Raw genomic sequence first — 17,285 nt, 5'->3', positions numbered from 1 at the left:
ATCAACCTCCCTGACGGAAACCGGTCAGCGCCGGATCGACACCCGCGGGGGGAGACACGAGACAGCGAAAAGGAACGGAAGAAAACCCACGCGCCACGGAGAAGACCAGCCGACGACCATCGGTGTCTGTCATGGTGAGGTTCTTCTGTGAGCCGTGAATTTCAAGCCCGGAGATTCGCCACGAATCACCTTGGCCGGAATCGGCGATGCTGCGGAAACTCAGCCCGGCCGTCACAGAATCGTCATCGCGGCCGTAGCGGATCAGCTCCCCTTGGACAGCCCAGCCACCCCGTTGGGGATCAAACCAGGATCCTTCACGATCAACACGCACCTCAAGTCGTGGCTTCTCTCCCTTTGTGGCGGAGGAAACCGGCACGGCTCCTTCTCCGAGGCTCAGCATTCGCATGAGAAGTTCAGGTCCTGCATCCGGTGCAGGCTCATCGGCACTGAGGAGGCGAAGCTGGAGAAGCTGACGTATCTCAGCCCGGAGTCCCCTGAGCCGGCCAGCAGAGCCTCGCCAGTCGTAACTTTCACGCAACCTGCGTGTGGTGGGAATCCAATCGTCATGGGTGACGGGCTCCGCGGCACGGAAATATTCCTCGGCATCTCCTGCAAATTCTCTGCAGGTTTCCAGCGCCTCGGATGGAAAAGTGTGAAGCAGCGCGGATCCGACGAGGGCGACCGCGCAGTAACTGCCTCCGTCCTGGAGGCGTAGCCCTTCGGCATAGTCCACAACCATCCCGGCGCCACGGATCATGGCGATCGTGGACCGGCAGGGGAGGCAGGCCTCACTGGGGGAGACACGTGTCACCCCGACCCTGATCATGGTCTCCAGAGCCGGATGAAGCAGCTCGGGTCGGTCTTCGGGGTGGATGCGGCTGGGCAGGGGGAATCCGGTGATGTCGGTGGCAGCAGAATCACCGGGCACCAGCGCCGGCTCTCCAGCGGGTTCCGCCCGGGAGGCCGCGAGGAAGGGAGCCCAGAGCCCGCTCACCTCAGCCCTGCTTTCGAAACTGGCCCGAGATTCGCCGGAGGCCAGCACACGGGAGCGCACCTTTAGGCGGCCCCAGCTGATGGCGGGCCAAAACCACTTCGCTGCGGCGTCGGTGAGATCGCGGCAGAGCTCCTCAGGCTCACGAATCCCCAGGCTGCCAACATCATCTCGATCAGGCTCATGGAATGCCGGGATCAGAAGTGATGTGCCGGAACCCCTGATGCCGGCGCGATCAAGCTGCAGCGGGCTGGCTGCCTCTGCCTCACGCCAGTCGGACAGGGCCACAGGGATCCCATCCCGTTCCGCTGCCACTCCGAGGTAGGCGCCATCAAGAAAAGCTTCTCCACCCAGCTCATGGGCGGGCAGCTCGCTGCGGCCGAACACCCGCAGCCCCCTGTCTTCCATCCCGTGGACGGAAGAGGTGAACAGCACCGTGAGCAGGCGGGAGTGCATCCAGCTCACAGCCTTGCCGAGGCCGAAGCTTCCGCCGCGACCTGTTTCCTCCCCAGTCGAGAAGTTCTGGACACAGAGACGGCGGAAGTTTCCTTCCTCGTCCCAGTCATCTCCGGTCAACCCCGCCGTGCCGCTGTCGCTGATCCGGAGACAGACGAGCGTCTCGGCCTCCATGGCGTCGATACCGGCACGGAGCGTCAGGGCAGCTCCCCCGGCCCCCTTCACGGAAGCCAGATGCGGGCGCAGCGACTCCCAGTTGATGGCTGAGAGAAAGGCATCGCGCTCATCTCCTCGCAGAAGGATCAGGTCGAAACAGACCTCGGCGGCCTTTCGACCGATCCGCTGATCAGTGCTGTTCTGACAGATCTCACGAACGAGAGTCTCGAGGAGAGATCGACGACGCTGGCTTCCACCACCCTCGAAGAGCTCGGCAGCCGCGCTGCCACCGCTCGATCTGCCCTGGCCGAGAGCAGGGGTTGAGACCCATGTCAGGGGGGCAGCCATAGCGCTCTGAAGTCCCGTGCACACTAGATGCAGTGCCGAAGTGATCCTAGAGAACAGGCGTACTGCTCTCCTGTATTCAGTGCCACCTTTTCAGCGGGTCGTACCTCCTGAGCCTCGCCACCTTCCGCCAGGTGCTGCGCGATGGCTCCTTCGGCGAGCTGCTGGTGGATGGCCAGCGCCCCAGCCAGTGGCGCCATGTGTTCGCCTCGGTGCAGTCGCTCGCTGGGCTGGATCCGGCGGACCTGGCGCCGGACACGTTCGACGTGGTGATCGTCGATGAGTTCCACCAAGCCGCCTCCGCCAGCTACGAGCGCTGGCTGCGCCACCTGGCGCCCGTCCTGCTGTTGGGCCTCACCGCCACCCCCGAGCGCACCGGCGGCGAGGACATCCTCCATTGGTTTGACGGCCGCATTGCCGCCGAGCTGCGCCTCTGGAGCGCGTTGGAGCAGGGCCTGCTGTGCCCCTTCCACTACTTCGGCCTCCACGACGGCACCGACCTGTCGCAGGTCGAATGGCGCCGCAACGGCTACGCCAGCGAAGCCCTCTCCAACCTCTACACCGCCGACGACGCCCGCCTGCGCCTGATCCTGCGCGAACTGGCAGGCAAGGTCACGAACCTCGATTCGATGCGGGCCCTGGGCTTCTGCGTGAGCGTGGAGCACGCCCATTGGATGGCCCGCAAGTTCGTGGCGGCCGGCCTGCGCGCCGCCGCCCTCGATTCCTCCAGCCCCCGCGAGCAGCGCGCCGAGCAGATCCGCCGCCTGCGCTCCGGCGAGCTGCAGATCCTGTTCGCCGTTGACCTGTTCAACGAAGGCCTCGACATCCCCGAGATCGACACGGTGCTGTTCCTGCGGCCCACCGAGAGCGCCATCGTGTTCCTGCAGCAGCTTCGACCTGCGCTACCGCGCCCTGCTCGGCGGCACCCGCGACCAGCTGGAGCAGCAGATCAAAGACGGGTTTCCTTTCCTGCCGGCCGGCTGCAGCCTGCAGCTCGATCGGGTGGCGAGCGAGCGGGTGCTTGCCAATTTGCGAGATTCGTTGCCCAACCGGCGTCCCCAGCTGCTCGCCGAAGCCCGCCGCCTCGGGCGTTGCTCGCTGGCGGGGTTGCTGGAGGGGCTGGGGATGGAGCTGGGGGAGTTTTACAACGTGGCGGGCTCCTGGGCGTTGCTGCAGCGAGAGTTGGGGTGGTTGGCGTCGGGGGCGGCCACCGGCGATGAGGAGCGGCTGGGGCGGGGGATCGCCGGGGGGCTGCTGCATCTGGATGACCCCGAGCGGTTGCGCTGGCTGGTGGATCAGCTGCAGCGCGCGGCATCGCCCGATCTGGCGGGCTTTGATCCGGAGACGGAACGCAGCTGGCGCATGTTGATGGCCCAGCTGTGGGGCAGCGGCCGGCAGCACCTGCCCCTGGCCGAGGCCCTCGTCCGGCTCTGGGTTGCCGCAGGTCTCCGCGCCGAACTGGTGGAGCTGTTCGCGCTGCTGCTCGATCGCACCGACCACCTGGTGGCGCCGCTCGACTGGGACCGCGCCGATCCGCCCCCCATCCCCCTCCAACTCCACGGCCGCTACTCCCGCGCCGAGGTGTTCGCCGCCTTTGGGCTGTTGAACGAGGCCCGCCCTTTTCCCGGCCGTGAGGGGGTGTTCTTTGATGACGCCACCCAGTGCGACGTCTTCTTCATCACCCTCAAGAAATCCGAGCGGTTGTTCTCCCCCACCACCCGCTACAACGATTACGCCATCTCCCCGTGGGAGTTCCACTGGGAGAGCCAGAGCCTCACCCGGGAAGCGTCCGCCACCGGGCAGAGATACATCCACCACGTTGAGCGCGGAAGCAGGGTGATGCTGTTCGTGCGGGAGGAGAACAGGCGCGGCGGGGTGACGCTGCCGTTTCTTTGCCTCGGGTTCGCGGATTACGTGAGCCACGAGGGCGAGCGGCCTATGGCGATTCGCTGGCGGCTGCAGCGGGGGATTCCGGCGGCGTTCGTGCCGGAGCTGGCGTTGGCGGTTTAGCGTCATCCCAGGCCACTCCTGAGCATTCACTGCCGGCCATGGACGTCAGTTCCGAAACGTTGATCAGCCGGTTGCGCCAGCACGCGCCCGTCTGGAGTGAGCGTTTCGGCGTGCGCAGCCTGCGGATCTTCGGCTCCTGGGCCCGCGGCACGGCAACACCGAGCAGCGATGTGGATCTACTGGTGGCCTTCGACGGCCCAGCCACAGCCAGACGCTTCTATGGCCTCCAGCTGTTCCTGGAAGATCTGCTCCAGCAACCTGTCGATCTGGTGACGGAACAAGCACTCCGGCAGGAGCTCAGGCCTGCGGTGGAGGCGGATGCCATCACCCTCTGACGGCAATCCGAAACGCGATTGGCGCCTCTATTCGCAGGACATGGATCGGTTTGCCCGTCGTGCCGTGGGCTACTGCGCCGATCTGAACCGTGCGCAGTTCGAGGCAAATCAGCTGATGCAGGACGCCGTTCTTCGCAACATCGAGCTGATCGGCGAGGCCGCCACTCGCATCCCAGAGGAGGTGAGGATCGCCCATCCTGAGATTGCCTGGCGGGAGATCATCGCGATGCGCAATCAACTGATCCACGCCTACCTGGGGGTCGATCTTGATGTGGTGTGGGATGTGATCCAGGTGGAATTGCCGCTGCTGATCCTTCAGCTGAAGGCCGTTATGGCCTGACGGGCAGCCTGGTCGTGCGGGGATGAGGAGCCCCCCTGGCGGTATGCGCGCAAGCACCCCGGACAGGGCAGGCACCCCTACCATTGATGCTTGATGCGTCAACATCAGATGCGCACCACCCTGCAGCTCGACGACGACGTGCTGGCGGCGGCAAGGGTGCTGGCTCGGCAACAGCGCACCAGCCTGGGTGCCGTGATCAGCGAGCTGGCACGCCAGGCCCTGGTGGCGCCAGCGCCAGCGCCCGGCTCCAGCTCGGGAGACCCAGGGGCCGACCATCGCAACGGCCTGCCCCTGCTGCCCTGGAAGGAGAAGGGAGCACCGGTGGATCTGGAGCTCGTGAACCACCTGCGCGACGAGCTGGCGTGAGTGTGGCCCTGCTCGATGTGAACATGCTGATCGCCCTGCTGGATCGGCGCCACGTGCACCACGAACCCGCCCATGGCTGGTTTGCGGCCGCGCAGGCGAAGGGGTGGGCCACCTGCCCGCTCACACAGAACGCCGTGCTGCGCATCCTCGGCCAGCCCCGCTATCCCAACAGTCCGGGGCCACCGGCGGTGGTGGCGCCGCTGGTGGCGGAGCTGATCCGCCATCCGCAGCATCAGTTCTGGCCGGACTCGCTCAGCCTGCTCGACCAGAGCCATGTGGATCCTTCAAGACTGCTGGAAGCCTCCCAGCTCACCGACACCTACCTGCTGGCGCTGGCGGCACACCGTGGCGGCCGGCTGGTGAGCTTTGACCGCCGCCTCAACTGCGAGGGGGTCGCGGGCGGCCGCGAGGCCCTGTGGTTGATCGAAGCCTGAGACAGCTCAGAGCGAACGTCCTCCGCTCAGGACGAACAGCTGTAGTGCGACACACCCCCGGCGTTGAAGAATTCCCTGGGCTTCAGTCGGTCGTACGTCGCCGCCAGCTCCGGAGCCATCGCGGCATAGGGATGGCGGAACACCTCCTGCAGCTCCCTGACCAGGCCGTAATCACCCTGCGCCGCCTGTTCATAGGAGGGGGCGATCAGCCATTCGCGCCAGGTGACCGCGGGATTGACGCGCTTCATCGCTGCCGATGTTTCGCGGATGTCGCCGGCTTCCGCCAGGCGGGCACGCCAGCGTTGCAGCCACTGCGTCCATTGCCCATCAAGCTCCTCTGAACAGGGCAGGTAAAAGCTCTCCTGCAGGGCCGAAACCTGCTCGGGGATATCCGACAGCCTGCGGAAGAAGATCGTGAAGTCCGCCTTGAAGCTCACCATCAGCTGCAACAGGTCCTGCACGAGCTCGGCGTCGTAGCGGATCAGGCCGAGCTTGCTGGCCCACATCGCCTCGAGCTCCTGGCCCATCGCTTCGGCGAAGCCCTCGCGGATGGCATCCAGCCGCGCGAGCGCCTCTGGGTTGCCCTCGAGCAGGGGCCGCAGGGAGGCCCAGAACATCTGGAAGTTGGCTTCGGCGGCCACCGGCTGATTGAAGAAGCTGAAATGCTGGCCGCCGCCGGTCCAGGGCTGGAAGCGGGGGTCGAACAGTTCGCAGAAGCCGAAGGGGCCGTAGTCGAGGGTGTAGCCCCCGGCGGCGCAATTGTCGCTGTTGAAATTGCCCTGGCAGTAGCCCACCCGCATCCAGTTCGCCACCAGAGACGTGAGCCGTCCGCGGAACAACCCCGCCAGCTCCACCACCTGGTCAGCGAAGTCCAGGGCCGGATCGATCTCCTGGCGGTAGTTGCGCTCGATCAGGTGCACCACGATCATCCGCAGTTCGTTGCGCGCCTCCGGATGGGCACCGCTGCGGACGCGGCGGGCGAACAGCTCCAGCTGGCCCACCCGCAGAAACGAGGGCGCCACCCGGGTGGTGATCGCCGCCGGGTTGTCCACCAGGATGTCGGGATCGAACGAGCGGGAGTTCGGGGAATACCAGGGCCGGCGCACGGTTTCCGATCCAGACACATAGAGCGTCAGCGAGCGGGAGGTGGGAACCCCCAGGGCGTGCATCAACTCCTGCGCCAGAAACTCGCGCACGCTGGAGCGCAGCACGGCGCGACCATCGGCGCCGCGGCAGTAGGGCGTGGGGCCGCCGCCCTTGAGTTGCATCTCCCAGCGCCGGCCGCCAAAGACGCCTTCAAAAACGGAAATGGCCCGGCCATCGCCATAGCCGTTGCCGGTGCCGAACGGGCACTGCTGGATGTATTCGCTGCCGTAGATCGAGAGCGCATAGCCGGTGGCCCAGCCATAGGGCCGCATCCGCTCCTGAGCTGCCGTGATGTCGCCGGAGAACAGGCGTCGGAAGTGGTCGTCATGGGCCAGCCCATCGCCCAGCCCCAGCTCCTGGAAGAGGGTGCTGCTGTGCGCCACCAGCTCCGGCGCCGGCAGCGGCGTTGGTGTCACCGGCACGTAATGGCCGGAGAACACCTGGCGGGGCCGGTGATCCTGGCCGTCGCCACTGGCCTGGGGATCCGCCCGCAGGGAATCCAGCAGCGAATAGTCGGCCCGCTGGGCAAAGTCCGCGAAGGTTTTCGTCAGCACGGAGGTGGGCGCTGCTGTCGGCACGGGTCTCTCGGGTGTGGCGCGGCCTGGGCAGGGCCCTGACGCTGGGGTCACCATCCTGGCGAGGCTGTCGCCATCAGTGGCGACGTTGCGGCCATCACGCCGGTTGTGCGGTTCGCGTGTGCGTTCGAGCCTGAACGCGACGTGGGCGGATTAGCGTTGAACCATGGACTTCCAAGGGCGGATCACCATCAATCCAGCCGTGCGCTTCGGCAAGCCCTGCGTTCGCGGCACCAGACTCACGGTGGGTGATGTGCTCGGCTTTCTTGCCAGCGGCATGAGTGAAGCGGAACTGCTGGAGGACTTCCCGCAGCTCGACCATGACGACGTGCTGGCTTGCCTGGCCTATGCGGCAGATCGGGAACGCCTGCTCCTCAGCCTGACCACGGCGGCGTGAGCGTCCATCTGCTTCTGGATGAGAACCTTTCCGAGCGTCTCCTGCCTCTGCTCTCCGGTGGGTTCCCAGGTTCAAGGCATGTGCGGCTTCTTGGGCTGGGTGGGGCCGACGATCTGGCGATCTGGGATCGGGCTCGCCTTGACGGCGACCTATTGGTGACCAAGGACGAGGATTTTCTGCGGATCAGCATGAGCCGCGGTTTCCCGCCGAAGGTGATCTGCCTGGCCATCGGTAACGCGGGCAACGGAGCAACGGCTGAGCTTCTGCTCGATCACATCGATGCCATCGAAGCTTTCTCGTCCCATCCGGAGGCAGGTTTTCTGGTGCTCAGCCCGGGCCCATAGCCCCCATGGGACTGTCGGGGTTGGCCACCCGCTGCAGGCTGGGAAGGCGCTTGCTTGCCCGTCCCGGGCTCAGCGGCCCAACACCAGCCCCCCATACCGCCGCACCGCGCTGCGGTGATCGACGTCAGCCCGCAGGCCGATGAAGCCGTCCGGCCGGACCGCCAGCAGGGTGATGGGCCCCAGGCCCAGCCTGGGCGCCTCCTCCAGCCGCACGGTCACCACCGCCTCCACCAGCGCCGGCGGCACCGCTCCGGCGGCCCGGTCCGCCTCCAGTTCGGCCTGCAGTTCGGCGATGGCCTCCGGGGGCGTCTCCGGGCCGGCCAGCAGCAGCAGCGTGTGGCCGCAGCGGTGGGTGAGCGCGTGCAGCCGATCCGCGCCGGCCCCGGGCGGCAGTGCGATCGTGGTGGACAACCGCTGTCCGGCACCAAAGGGCTGGCCCGCACCACCGCCGATGATCGCCGAGCCGGCGTAGCTGACGTTCATCTCGGTTTCCGCCACCACCTCCTGCTGGCGGGCCACCGGGTTGGCCAGCATGGCGGCGATCGCCCGGTCGCGGGCGGCGCGCTCACCGCTCTCCTGCAGCCCGTGGGCCTGCTCGGTGGCGTCGCCGGAGCGGCAGATCTGCTGGGCCACCGGACGCCGCTCCTGTTCGTAGCTGTCCAGCAGGGCGGGATCTGCGGCCCCCTGGTGCACCAGGGCCAGCTTCCAGGCCAGGTTGGCGGCATCGTGCAGCCCGCAGTTCATGCCGTGCCCCTCGGCCGGGGAGCACACGTGGGCGGCATCGCCGGCCAGGAACACGGGCCCGGCGCGGAAGGCGCTGGCCACCCGGCTATGGCAGTGGAAGCGGCTGGGGTTCTCCACGCCGCTGAAACGGGCTTCCGGCAGGTAGCGCCCCAGCACGGCCGCGGCCTCCGCCACCAGATCGCCCTCCTCGGCGGCGGGCCGCAGGTACACCCGCCAGCGCTCGTCGGGCAGGGCCGTGAGGATCAGGGGCGAGGCGTCCAGATACGCCGCGTTGACCTCGTGGCTGTCGGCCCAGCCCTCCACCGCGGCGTCGAACACGGCCCAGGGCCTGGCGATGCCATGGCCTTCGAAGTCCAGGCCGCTCAGCGCGCGGGTGGTGCTGCGCAGGCCGTCGCAACCCACCAGCCAGCGGGCCTGCACGGTCTGCTCCCGCCCGTCGCCGTCCACCGTGGCGGTCACGCCCTCGCCGTGGGGCGCCAGAGCCGCCAGCCGGCAGGAGCGGTGCACCGTGCCCCCTTGCCCCTCGAGATGGTCCGTGAGGATGGTTTCTGTCACCTCTTCGGAGAGGCCGAGGTTGAAGCCGAAGCGGCTGCCGCATTCGGCCAGATCCAGTTCCCCCAGCCGCTGGCCATCGGCGTGGATGAGGATCCGGCGCTGCCGGCAGCCGGCTTCGAGAAACCGGTCCACCAGCCCCAGCGCCTCGAAGATCTCCAGGGAGAGGGGGTGGATCACCGTGGCCCGGTCCCAGTGCAGGGCTTCGGCCCGGGCGTCGATCAGCAGGTTGGGAACGCCGCGCCGCTGCAGTTCCCCCGCCAGCAGCAGGCCGGTGGGGCCCGCCCCCACCACGAGCACGCAGGTCTGGCTGGGAAGGGATGACGGCATGGCGCCCGGGCGGGTCGAGCTGGCGAGGGCCAGCGCGGGGCACACTAAACGCACCCCGGGGCTCGGTCCTGGCCAACCCATTCCGCTCCCTGGCCACCGCCACGACCGTCGGCCTGGCCGCGGCCCTGGCCCTCAGCACGGCAGCGGCGGCGGCGGCCCCCAACGGCACCTGGCTGTCCCAGCCCCAGATCTGGTACTACGCCTCCCGGCAGTCACTGAACGGGGTGATGGCCGACATCCGGGCCAGCGACTTCAAGGTGGTGTTCCTCGATGTCCGCAAGGTGTCGGAGGCGATGCAGCGGGAGGCGGCCCAGGCGGCCCGCCTCCAGGGACTGATGCCGGTGGTGTGGGTGCAGTCTCCCCAGTACCGGGCGCTGGGGATCAGCGATCTGGTGCACGAGGCCCGCCATGGCGACGGCATCCAGGTGGACGATCACTTCTTCGCCAACTACTCCCTGGAGGACTTCTATCTGCTGCGTCGGCTGTACCCCAAACCGATCTTCTGCAGCATCCAGCCGTTCCAGGCCAGCCTGTTGCCCACGGCGGGCTGCAACCAGCTCGATGTGCAGTGCTACAGCGCCCCGCAGTTCCAGCAATGCCTCAAGCTGGCCGACCGGCTCGGCGCCGTGGTGAGTCTCTCGAGCGAGAACACCTTGAAGTACCGGAGCCAGCTGGGCGAGCGATCCTTCAACACCTTTCTCTGGCAGGGGCCTTGACGGGCGGGGCGTCCTGCGGCGCCAGATAGGCGCCGATCGCGCGGAAGATGTCATCGGCGGCATTGCAGTAACCACCGCTGGCATCAAAGGCCCCTTCGTCGAAGGTGACCGCCACCGCCACCGCGATCTTCCGTGAGGGCAGATAGGCCATCACCCCGGCCTGTCCGGAGAACAGCGGGTTCTGCAGCAGCCAGGGGCCCGAGAGGACGATCCCGATGCCATAGGTGTAGAAGTCGCTGAGGGTGGTGCAGGTCGCACAGCCCTCGATCGGCCGGCCGAAGCCCCGCAGCGTCGGAGCGATCTGCAGCCTGTGGCTCTGGGGCGACAACAGCCGGCCCGTTCCGATCGCCTCGGCGGAGGTGGCCATGTCGTGGATGGTGGTGAACTGCACCGCACCGCGGGTGATCGTCCAGGACGGATTCCAGAAGGTCGACTCCTCGTAGAAGCGCGTCCCCGCCGGGATGCCGAGACCCTGGCGCCGTTCCGACGAGAAGGCGTGCAACACCGGCGGCGCGATCGCGGGTGTTCCGCCGGGGTCCCGTGTGTTGCGGAGCTTCAGGGGACCGAAGATCCGCTCCTGCATCAGCACGGGCATCGTCTGGCCCGTGATGCGCTCCAGCGCCAGGCCCAGCAGGAGGTAGTTCGTGTGCGCGTAGTTCCAGCTCGTGCCGGGCTCGTACCAGAGCGTCTTCAGGTCGGCGTAGGCGAGCAGGTCCTGCACGGAGAACTGCCGGAACGGGTTCTCGAACGCAGTCTTTTCGAACGCGGCATTGCCGATCACGTAGTCGCGGTAGCCGGAGGTCATCCGGGCGAGCTGACCGAGGGTGACCCGCTCCGCATTCGGGATCTCCGGCAGCCACTTCGCGAGCTTGTCGTCGAGGCTCACCCTGTTCTCGTCGACCAGTTGCAGCAGCAGCGTCGCCACGTAGGAGATGGCGATCGCACCATTCCGAACGTGCATGTCCTCCGTGGCGGGCACGCCCGTCATGGATTCGCCCATCGCCTCGGTGACCACCTCCTTGCCGTCGATCGTGACGCGCACGATCACCGCCCTGAGATGGTCGTCGGCCATGCGCTGACGAACGATCCGCAGGATGCCGGCCGCCTGGGGTGAGACCGCCGGCGGGCCCCCGTCAGCGGTCCCGGCCTGGACGGGTCCCGCTCCGCCCAGGCAACCCGCCAGGAGGGCTGCCAGGACCCGTCGTCCCTGTGGGGCGAACCAGCGACGATCCACACCGGTTCGGGCAGCAAGCGGCAACGCTACGCGCCCTGGCGCCTGCCGTCCCCGGTGAACTTCCTACCCTGCCCCTGGTTGCGACGTGCCATGCCCAGCCCCCATGGCCTGCGTCGCTGGGCCGCCCCGCTGCTGGTGGCTGTTGCGCTGAGCGGAGCGATGGCCACGCCCGCGGCAGCCGGCCCCCCGGCCACCCCGGTGACGCTGGACTTTTCCGGCCAGACCTACCGGCTGCGCTGGTCGTCCCAGCACCAGCACGAGTTCACCCCGGCGGGCCAGGACGACCTGAGCCGCTGGACGGACATGGTCACCATCAACACCTACCCCGGGGTCAGCGACGGCGAGGGGCTGGCCGAGATGGCCAACCGGGCCCTTGGCAACTACCGGCGCCACGGGGCCACGGTGCTGCGCACGGCTTCCATTCCCCGCACCGCCGACCGCCCCGCCGAGCACCTGGTCGTGGCCCTCTTCCCCACCCGCGCCTTCAGCGAGGCCGTCTTCGCCCGCTGGCGCCTGACAGACGGCCGCGGCACTGCGGTGATCGTCAGCCACCGCCTCTATGGCCCGAAGACGGGGGACGCCATGGCGGCCTGGTTGCAGGCGAACGGACCCGCCGTGGAGCGTCGTCTGATGGCCCTCGATGCGATTCCCTCCCATCGCGTCCTCGAGCCGGCCGGGCCCTGAGCCTGGGGGGCCGCCACGGCGCGGTGCGTCAGGTCCGCAGGTCCGATGGCGTCAGCCTCCGGGCGCCAGTGGTTGCCCCTCCAGGAAGGCGATCACCTCATCGCACCATCGGATCCATTCCTGCTCGAACAGGATGCCCCGCCGCAGGGTGAGATAGCGGTACTGCTCCTGCAGCGGCAGGGCCGGATGGCTGTGGACCAGGGCCTCCTTCTCCCGATAGGAGGCGAGCTGGCCAGCATGGACGGCGCGGCGGCGGCGCACCTCCGCCAGCAGCTGGGCGGGCTCGCTGTAGGGGCCGCCAAGCACCTTCACCAGCAGGTCCTCGCGGATCGGGGTGGGCAGCGAGGGCTCGGCGGCCCACTGGCTGAGCTCCCGCCGGCCCGCCTCGGTGATGGCGTACACCTTGCGGTCCGGCCGGCCCTGCTGGGGCACCACCTGGCAGCGGACCCAGCCGTTCGCCTCGATCCGGGCCAGCTCCCGGTAGATCTGCTGCTGGCTGGCGGTCCAGTAGCAGGCCATCGTCTCCTCGAACTGCTTGCTGATGTCGTAGCCGCTGGCGTCCCGCTCGCAGAGCACGGTGAGGATCGTGTGCGCCAGGGCCATGACAGGGGGGAGATCGCAGCGGCTGGGGAGTCGATCCTGACCCAGCCGCCGCCGGAACCGATTGACCTGCCCAACAAGTTGTGCATACACTTTGGCGCATACCCAATCTGTTGCATAGCTCTGTGCCTGGCACAGGTCGTGCCGGGCAGAGGGGGTCCCGCCGCCGTCCCCCCATGGATTCCGCCACCGCGACGCCACCAGGGACGCCCCCAGCGACGCCGCCAGCGCTGCTGAGCGCCCTGCGACGGACCCGCTGGGGCCGGCCCCCCTCCTGGGGGCCACCGATCGCGATCGCCGCGGCCGGCGCCGGCCTCGCGATCGCCGTGGCGGTGTTCCGGCAACCCCGCCCCCAGGTCCAGCGCCCCCTGCCGGTGGCGGTGGTGACCGCCCAGCCGGTGAGCCGGTTCCTCACCAGCCGCGACTACACCGGTGAGGTGGTGGCCGGCCGCAGCAGCAGCCTCGGCTTCGAGCTGCCCGGCACCCTCGAGCGGGTGCTGGTGGAGGAGGGGGACCGGGTGGTGGCCGGCCAGCCCTTGGCCCACCTCGATCGCCGCCGGCTCCGGGCCCAGCGCCAGCAGTCCCTGGCCCAGCGGGATGTCGCCCGGGCCGCCGTGGAGGAGGTACGTCAGCAGCTGATCCTGGCGGAGCTGCAGCGCGACCGCCGCCGGCGGCTCCATGCCCAGGGGGCGATCTCCCGCGAGGACCTCGACCAGCAGATCCACGGCAGCGCCGCCCTGCGCAGTCGGCTCGTCCAGGCCGAAGGCCAGGTCGAGGAGGCCGAGGCCCGCCTGCGCCAGATCGATGTCGACCTGGCCCGCAGCGTGCTGGTGGCCCCCTTCGACGGCACGGTGAGCCGGCGGCGGCTCGATGAGGGCGTGGTGGTGAGCGGCGGCCAGGCGCTGATCACCCTGGTGGAGGCGGCCCCCCTGGAGCTGCGGGTGGGGGTGCCCCCCGACGCCGCCCGGGGCCTGCGGCCGGGGCAGCGCCACCCGGTGCGGGTGGGGGATCGGCGCCTGCAGGCCACCGTCAGCGCCCTGCTGCCGGAACTCGATGCCGGCAGCCGCACCGCCACAGTGGTGCTGAGGCTGCCGGCCGAGGACCTGCCGGTGGGGGCCACGGGCCGCCTCAGCCTGCGGCGCAGCGAAACGGGCGCCGGCTTCTGGCTGCCCACCACCGCCCTGGTGGCCGCCGAACGGGGCCTCTGGTCGGTGTACGTGCTGGGCCCCGCCGGTCCCTCGCCGGAGCAGGGCCGCCAGGTGGTCCGGCGCCTGGTGGAGCCCCTGCATACCGATGGCGACCGCTCCCTCGTGCGCGGCACCCTGCGCCCCGGCGACCGGGTGATCGCCGCCGGCACCCACCGGGTCGTGCCCGGGGTCCGGGTCACGGAGGCGCCCTGATGTTCGATGTCTTCCACCGGAACCGCCAGCTGCAGCTGCTCACCCTGCTGCTGGTGGTGGTCTGGGGGCTGTCGGCCCTGCTCACCCTGCCGCGGCTCGAGGACCCCCTGATCACCCAGCGCAACGCCCTGGTGGTCACCGCCCTGCCGGGGGCCACCCCGGAGCGGGTCGAGTCCCTCGTCACCGAACCCCTCGAGGAGGCCCTGCTGGAGCTGGAAGAGGTGGACCATCTCGACTCCACCTCCTCCACCGGCACCTCGGTGATCGCCGTGAGTCTCAAGGAGTCGATCCGCCAGGTGGCGCCGGTGTGGGGGAAGGTGCGCAGCAAGATCGACGACGCCACCCCAAACCTGCCGCCGGAGGCCACCGACCCGGAATTCCGCGACGGCAACATCGGCGCCAGCGCCCTGATCGTCGGCCTCACCTGGGAGCTCGACACCCCCGCCAACCTGGGCCTGCTGACCCGGCTGGCCGACGACCTGGCCAGCCGCCTGCGCGCTCTCCCCGGCACCGACCGGGTGGAGCTCAGCGGCGAACCGGAGGAGGAGATCCGGGTGGAGATCGGCGCCCGGGAGCTGGCCCGGCTCGGCCTCACCCCGGGCGCGCTCGCCGAACGGATCGCCGCCAGTGACGCCAAGGAGGCCGCCGGCCAGGTGCGGGGCCCCCGCAGCGAGCTGCTGCTGGAGGTGGATGGCGCCCTCGACTCCCTGGAGCGCATCCGCGCCATCCCCCTGCAGAGCGGCGCCGATGGGGCCGGCGCCCGCCTGGGGCAGGTGGCCGACGTCAGCCGCGGGGTGCGCCAACCCGCCGCCCGCCTGGCCCTGGTGCGGGGCCGGCCGGCCGTGGTGGTGTCGGCCACGGTGGCCTCCGGCTCCCGGGTCGACCTCTGGGCCCGCCAGGCCCGCACCCAGCTCGACGCGGTGCGCGCCAGCCTGCCTGCGGGCCTGGGGCTGCACACCGTGCTCGACCAGAGCCGCTACGTCCAGGAGCGCCTGGACGGCGTGATCGGCAACCTGATCACCGGCTCGCTGCTGGTGGTGGCCGTGTCGGTGCTGATGCTCGGCGGCAGGGCCGCCCTGGTGGTGGGGGCGGCCCTGCCCCTGTCGGCCCTGATGGTGTTCGGCTGGATGCGGGTGCTGGAGGTGCCCCTGCACCAGATGTCGGCCACCGGCCTGGTGATCGCCCTGGGGCTGCTGATCGACAACGCCATCGTCGTGGTCGACGAGGTGCAGCAGCGGCTGCGCTCCGGCGACAGCGCCGGGCAGGCGGTGCGCCGTTCGGTGCGGTACCTGCTGGTGCCGTTGCTGGCCTCCACCCTCACCACCGTGCTGGCCTTCGTGCCCATCGCCACTTCGCCGGGGGCCACCGGGGAATTCATCGGCACCATCGGCCTGACGGTGATCCTGGCCCTGGCCAGCTCCCTGTTCCTCTCCCTCACGGTGATCCCGGCCCTCACCGCCCGGCTGCAGCCCTGGCAGCCCCTGGGGCCAGGCGTGCGCTGGTGGGAGCAGGGGATCACCCCGGCCCTCCTCGACCGCCCCTACCGCCGCTCCCTGCTCCAGACCCTGCGCCATCCCGGGAAGGGGGTGGCCCTGTCGCTGCTGCTGCCGTTGCTGGGGTTTCTGGCCATCGGCAGCCTCGAGCAGCAGTTCTTCCCCCCCACCAACCGCGACCAATTCCAGATCGAGCTGCGGCTGCCCCAGCAGAGCGCCCTGGGGCGCACCGAGGCCCTGGCGATGGCGGTGCGGCAGCGGATCCGTCAGGACCCCCACGTCGACGACGTGCACTGGTTTCTCGGCGAGAGCGCGCCGGCCTTCTTCTACAACGTGATCGCCTCCGAGGAGAACGCCCCCCATTACGCCCAGGGCCTGGTGCAGCTGCGCGGGGCCGAAGGGGTGCGGACGACGATCCGCTCCCTCCAGCAGGCGCTGGATCAGGAGTTCCCCGAGGCCCAGATCCTGGTGAAGCAGCTGGAGCAGGGGCCCCCCTTCGAGGCGCCGATCGAGCTGCGGCTGGAGGGGGCCGATCTGGAGCAGCTGCGCCGCACCGGCGACGAGCTGCGCCGCCACCTGGCCCAGCTGGAGCCGGTGACCCACACCGCCGCCAGCCTGAGCGAGGCCGTGCCCCGTCTGGCCCTGGCGGTGGACGAGGAGCAGGCCCGCCGCAGCGGCCTCGACAACCGCGCCATCGCCCGCCAGCTCCAGGGCGGCCTCGAGGGAACCGTGGGGGGGTCGATCCTGGAGGGGGTCACCACCGTTCCGGTGCGGGTGCGGGTGGCCGAGGCCCAGCGCAGCGATCTGGAGCAGGTGGCCTCCCTGGATCTGGTGGCGCCCGGCAGCGAGGCTCCGATTCCCCTCGGGGCCCTGGCCGGGCTGCGGCTGGAGCCGGAACTGGCCGCGATCGAACGGCGCGACGGGCAGCGCGTCAACACGGTGCAGGCCTTCCTGACGGCGGGGGCGCTGCCGGAGTCCGTGCTGCGGGACTTCCGCCGCCAGCTCGAGCGGGAGGGCTGGCAGCTGCCGGCCGGTGTGAGCCTGGCCTACGGCGGCGAGGCCGATGCCCGCGGCGAGGCGGTCGGAAACCTGCTCTCCACGGTGGGCGTGCTGGCGATCCTGATGACCGCCACCCTGGTGCTCTCCTTCCGCTCCTTCCGGATGGCCGCCCTGATCGCCTCGGTGGCGCTGCTGTCCGTGGGGCTGGCGGCCCTGGCCCTGAGGCTCAGCGGCTCGCCCTTCGGCTTCACCGCCATCCTCGGCACCCTCGGGCTGATCGGGCTGGCGGTGAACGACTCGATCGTGGTGCTCACCGCCATCCGCACCGATCCACTGGCCCGCAGCGGCGATCCGGCCGCCACCGCCGCGGTGGTGCTGCACGCCACCCGCCACGTGCTGGCCACCACGATCACCACCGTGGTCGGCTTCCTGCCCCTGATGCTCGATCCCTCCGGCTTCTGGCCGCCGTTGGCGATCGCGGTCTGCGGCGGCCTGGTGGGGGCCACGGCCCTGGCCCTGTACTACGTGCCGGCCGCCCATGGCCTGCTGGCGCGGGCCAGCAAAGCCGCGGCTGACCCGACATCCCTGGCTCCTGGTCAGAGCTCTGCGGCATGAAGCGCCGGCCCTGAGGCGACGCG

17 protein-coding genes are annotated in these 17,285 nt (G+C 69.5%); 12 read left to right on the top strand and 5 right to left on the bottom strand.

The window, feature by feature from the left end; translation table 11 throughout:
- Position 1 precedes the first annotated feature (1 nt).
- Positions 2-1,951: a hypothetical protein gene (locus KUG39_RS15370; protein WP_216916291.1), complete on the bottom strand. Its 1,950-nt coding sequence runs from the start codon at positions 1,949-1,951 to the stop codon at positions 2-4.
- 131 nt (positions 1,952-2,082) lie between these two features.
- Between KUG39_RS15370 and KUG39_RS15365 the strand changes: the two genes are divergently transcribed.
- The 6 genes from KUG39_RS15365 (at position 2,083) to KUG39_RS15340 (ending at position 5,433) form a co-directional block, all read left to right on the top strand.
- Positions 2,083-3,168 carry a DEAD/DEAH box helicase gene (locus KUG39_RS15365; RefSeq protein ID WP_216916289.1) on the top strand — a complete coding sequence of 362 codons (1,086 nt, stop codon included), beginning with the start codon at positions 2,083-2,085 and terminating at the stop codon, positions 3,166-3,168.
- Entirely contained in the window at positions 3,140-3,958 is an 819-nt protein-coding gene (locus KUG39_RS15360) for a DUF3427 domain-containing protein (RefSeq protein WP_286193245.1), read from the top strand. Before KUG39_RS15365 ends, KUG39_RS15360 begins: the two co-directional genes overlap by 29 nt.
- 38 nt (positions 3,959-3,996) lie before the next feature.
- Positions 3,997-4,293 carry a nucleotidyltransferase family protein gene (locus KUG39_RS15355; RefSeq protein WP_106221736.1) on the top strand — a complete coding sequence of 99 codons (297 nt, stop codon included), beginning with the start codon at positions 3,997-3,999 and terminating at the stop codon, positions 4,291-4,293.
- Entirely contained in the window at positions 4,277-4,633 is a 357-nt protein-coding gene (locus KUG39_RS15350; RefSeq protein WP_216916286.1) for a HepT-like ribonuclease domain-containing protein, read from the top strand. Before KUG39_RS15355 ends, KUG39_RS15350 begins: the two co-directional genes overlap by 17 nt.
- Positions 4,634-4,741: 108 nt before the next feature.
- The gene (locus KUG39_RS15345) at positions 4,742-4,999 is read left to right on the top strand and encodes a ribbon-helix-helix domain-containing protein (protein ID WP_216916283.1); all 258 of its coding nucleotides are present in this window, start codon (positions 4,742-4,744) and stop codon (positions 4,997-4,999) included.
- On the top strand, positions 4,996-5,433 hold the full coding sequence (locus KUG39_RS15340) for a TA system VapC family ribonuclease toxin (protein ID WP_216916281.1): 438 nt from the start codon (positions 4,996-4,998) through the stop codon (positions 5,431-5,433). The genes KUG39_RS15345 and KUG39_RS15340 overlap by 4 nt, the downstream gene beginning before the upstream one ends.
- Positions 5,434-5,459: 26 nt before the next feature.
- Here the strand turns inward: KUG39_RS15340 and KUG39_RS15335 are convergent, their stop codons facing one another.
- Positions 5,460-7,133: a protein adenylyltransferase SelO family protein gene (locus KUG39_RS15335; RefSeq protein WP_216916279.1), complete on the bottom strand. Its 1,674-nt coding sequence runs from the start codon at positions 7,131-7,133 to the stop codon at positions 5,460-5,462.
- A gap of 187 nt (positions 7,134-7,320) precedes the next feature.
- Between KUG39_RS15335 and KUG39_RS15330 the strand changes: the two genes are divergently transcribed.
- Positions 7,321-7,551, top strand: a complete 231-nt coding sequence (locus KUG39_RS15330; RefSeq protein WP_216916278.1) for a DUF433 domain-containing protein — start codon at positions 7,321-7,323, stop codon at positions 7,549-7,551.
- A complete protein-coding gene (locus tag KUG39_RS15325; RefSeq protein WP_216916276.1) occupies positions 7,548-7,895 on the top strand; it encodes a DUF5615 family PIN-like protein in 348 nt (115 codons plus the stop codon). The genes KUG39_RS15330 and KUG39_RS15325 overlap by 4 nt, the downstream gene beginning before the upstream one ends.
- A 69-nt stretch (positions 7,896-7,964) precedes the next feature.
- Here KUG39_RS15325 and KUG39_RS15320 read toward each other — a convergent pair whose 3' ends face one another.
- Positions 7,965-9,521: an FAD-dependent monooxygenase gene (locus tag KUG39_RS15320; protein ID WP_216916274.1), complete on the bottom strand. Its 1,557-nt coding sequence runs from the start codon at positions 9,519-9,521 to the stop codon at positions 7,965-7,967.
- Between KUG39_RS15320 and KUG39_RS15315 the strand changes: the two genes are divergently transcribed.
- The gene (locus KUG39_RS15315) at positions 9,512-10,237 is read left to right on the top strand and encodes a hypothetical protein (protein ID WP_286193243.1); all 726 of its coding nucleotides are present in this window, start codon (positions 9,512-9,514) and stop codon (positions 10,235-10,237) included. The genes KUG39_RS15320 and KUG39_RS15315 overlap by 10 nt on opposite strands.
- Here KUG39_RS15315 and KUG39_RS15310 read toward each other — a convergent pair.
- A complete protein-coding gene (locus tag KUG39_RS15310) occupies positions 10,209-11,471 on the bottom strand; it encodes a serine hydrolase domain-containing protein (protein WP_216916272.1) in 1,263 nt (420 codons plus the stop codon). The two genes, KUG39_RS15315 and KUG39_RS15310, sit on opposite strands and share 29 nt — an antisense overlap.
- 90 nt (positions 11,472-11,561) lie before the next feature.
- Here KUG39_RS15310 and KUG39_RS15305 point away from each other — a divergent pair, with 90 nt between their 5' ends.
- The gene (locus tag KUG39_RS15305) at positions 11,562-12,155 is read left to right on the top strand and encodes a hypothetical protein (protein ID WP_216916270.1); all 594 of its coding nucleotides are present in this window, start codon (positions 11,562-11,564) and stop codon (positions 12,153-12,155) included.
- A 51-nt stretch (positions 12,156-12,206) separates the two neighbouring features.
- On the opposite strand, the gene KUG39_RS15300 is transcribed toward KUG39_RS15305, so the two are convergent.
- Positions 12,207-12,758: a PadR family transcriptional regulator gene (locus KUG39_RS15300; RefSeq protein ID WP_216916267.1), complete on the bottom strand. Its 552-nt coding sequence runs from the start codon at positions 12,756-12,758 to the stop codon at positions 12,207-12,209.
- A gap of 173 nt (positions 12,759-12,931) precedes the next feature.
- On the opposite strand from KUG39_RS15300, the gene KUG39_RS15295 reads away from it, so the two are divergent.
- Complete coding sequence (locus KUG39_RS15295) at positions 12,932-14,155, top strand: efflux RND transporter periplasmic adaptor subunit (protein WP_286193241.1); 1,224 nt, start codon at positions 12,932-12,934, stop codon at positions 14,153-14,155.
- Positions 14,155-17,262, top strand: coding sequence for an efflux RND transporter permease subunit (locus tag KUG39_RS15290; RefSeq protein WP_216916264.1), 3,108 nt, complete (start codon positions 14,155-14,157; stop codon positions 17,260-17,262). The genes KUG39_RS15295 and KUG39_RS15290 overlap by 1 nt, the downstream gene beginning before the upstream one ends.
- The last annotated feature ends 23 nt before the right edge of the window (positions 17,263-17,285 follow it).

Source organism: Synechococcus sp. CCAP 1479/10 (genome assembly GCF_019038515.1).
Taxonomy (GTDB): domain Bacteria; phylum Cyanobacteriota; class Cyanobacteriia; order PCC-6307; family Cyanobiaceae; genus Cyanobium.
The sequence above is the reverse complement of the archived record's forward strand: the minus strand, read 5'-3'. Positions and strand labels throughout refer to the sequence as shown.

Excerpts from the sequence above, each read along its gene's own strand:
- KUG39_RS15370 (WP_216916291.1), bottom strand. The coding sequence starts at position 1,951 with ATGGCTGCCCCCCTGACATGGGTCTCAACCCCTGCTCTCGGCCAGGGC.
- KUG39_RS15355 (WP_106221736.1), top strand. The coding sequence starts at position 3,997 with ATGGACGTCAGTTCCGAAACGTTGATCAGCCGGTTGCGCCAGCACGCG.
- KUG39_RS15350 (WP_216916286.1), top strand. The coding sequence starts at position 4,277 with ATGCCATCACCCTCTGACGGCAATCCGAAACGCGATTGGCGCCTCTAT.
- KUG39_RS15345 (WP_216916283.1), top strand. The coding sequence starts at position 4,742 with ATGCGCACCACCCTGCAGCTCGACGACGACGTGCTGGCGGCGGCAAGG.
- KUG39_RS15330 (WP_216916278.1), top strand. The coding sequence starts at position 7,321 with ATGGACTTCCAAGGGCGGATCACCATCAATCCAGCCGTGCGCTTCGGC.
- KUG39_RS15315 (WP_286193243.1), top strand. The coding sequence starts at position 9,512 with ATGACGGCATGGCGCCCGGGCGGGTCGAGCTGGCGAGGGCCAGCGCGG.
- KUG39_RS15320 (WP_216916274.1), bottom strand. The coding sequence starts at position 9,521 with ATGCCGTCATCCCTTCCCAGCCAGACCTGCGTGCTCGTGGTGGGGGCG.
- KUG39_RS15305 (WP_216916270.1), top strand. The coding sequence starts at position 11,562 with ATGCCCAGCCCCCATGGCCTGCGTCGCTGGGCCGCCCCGCTGCTGGTG.
- KUG39_RS15300 (WP_216916267.1), bottom strand. The coding sequence starts at position 12,758 with ATGGCCCTGGCGCACACGATCCTCACCGTGCTCTGCGAGCGGGACGCC.
- KUG39_RS15295 (WP_286193241.1), top strand. The coding sequence starts at position 12,932 with ATGGATTCCGCCACCGCGACGCCACCAGGGACGCCCCCAGCGACGCCG.
- KUG39_RS15290 (WP_216916264.1), top strand. The coding sequence starts at position 14,155 with ATGTTCGATGTCTTCCACCGGAACCGCCAGCTGCAGCTGCTCACCCTG.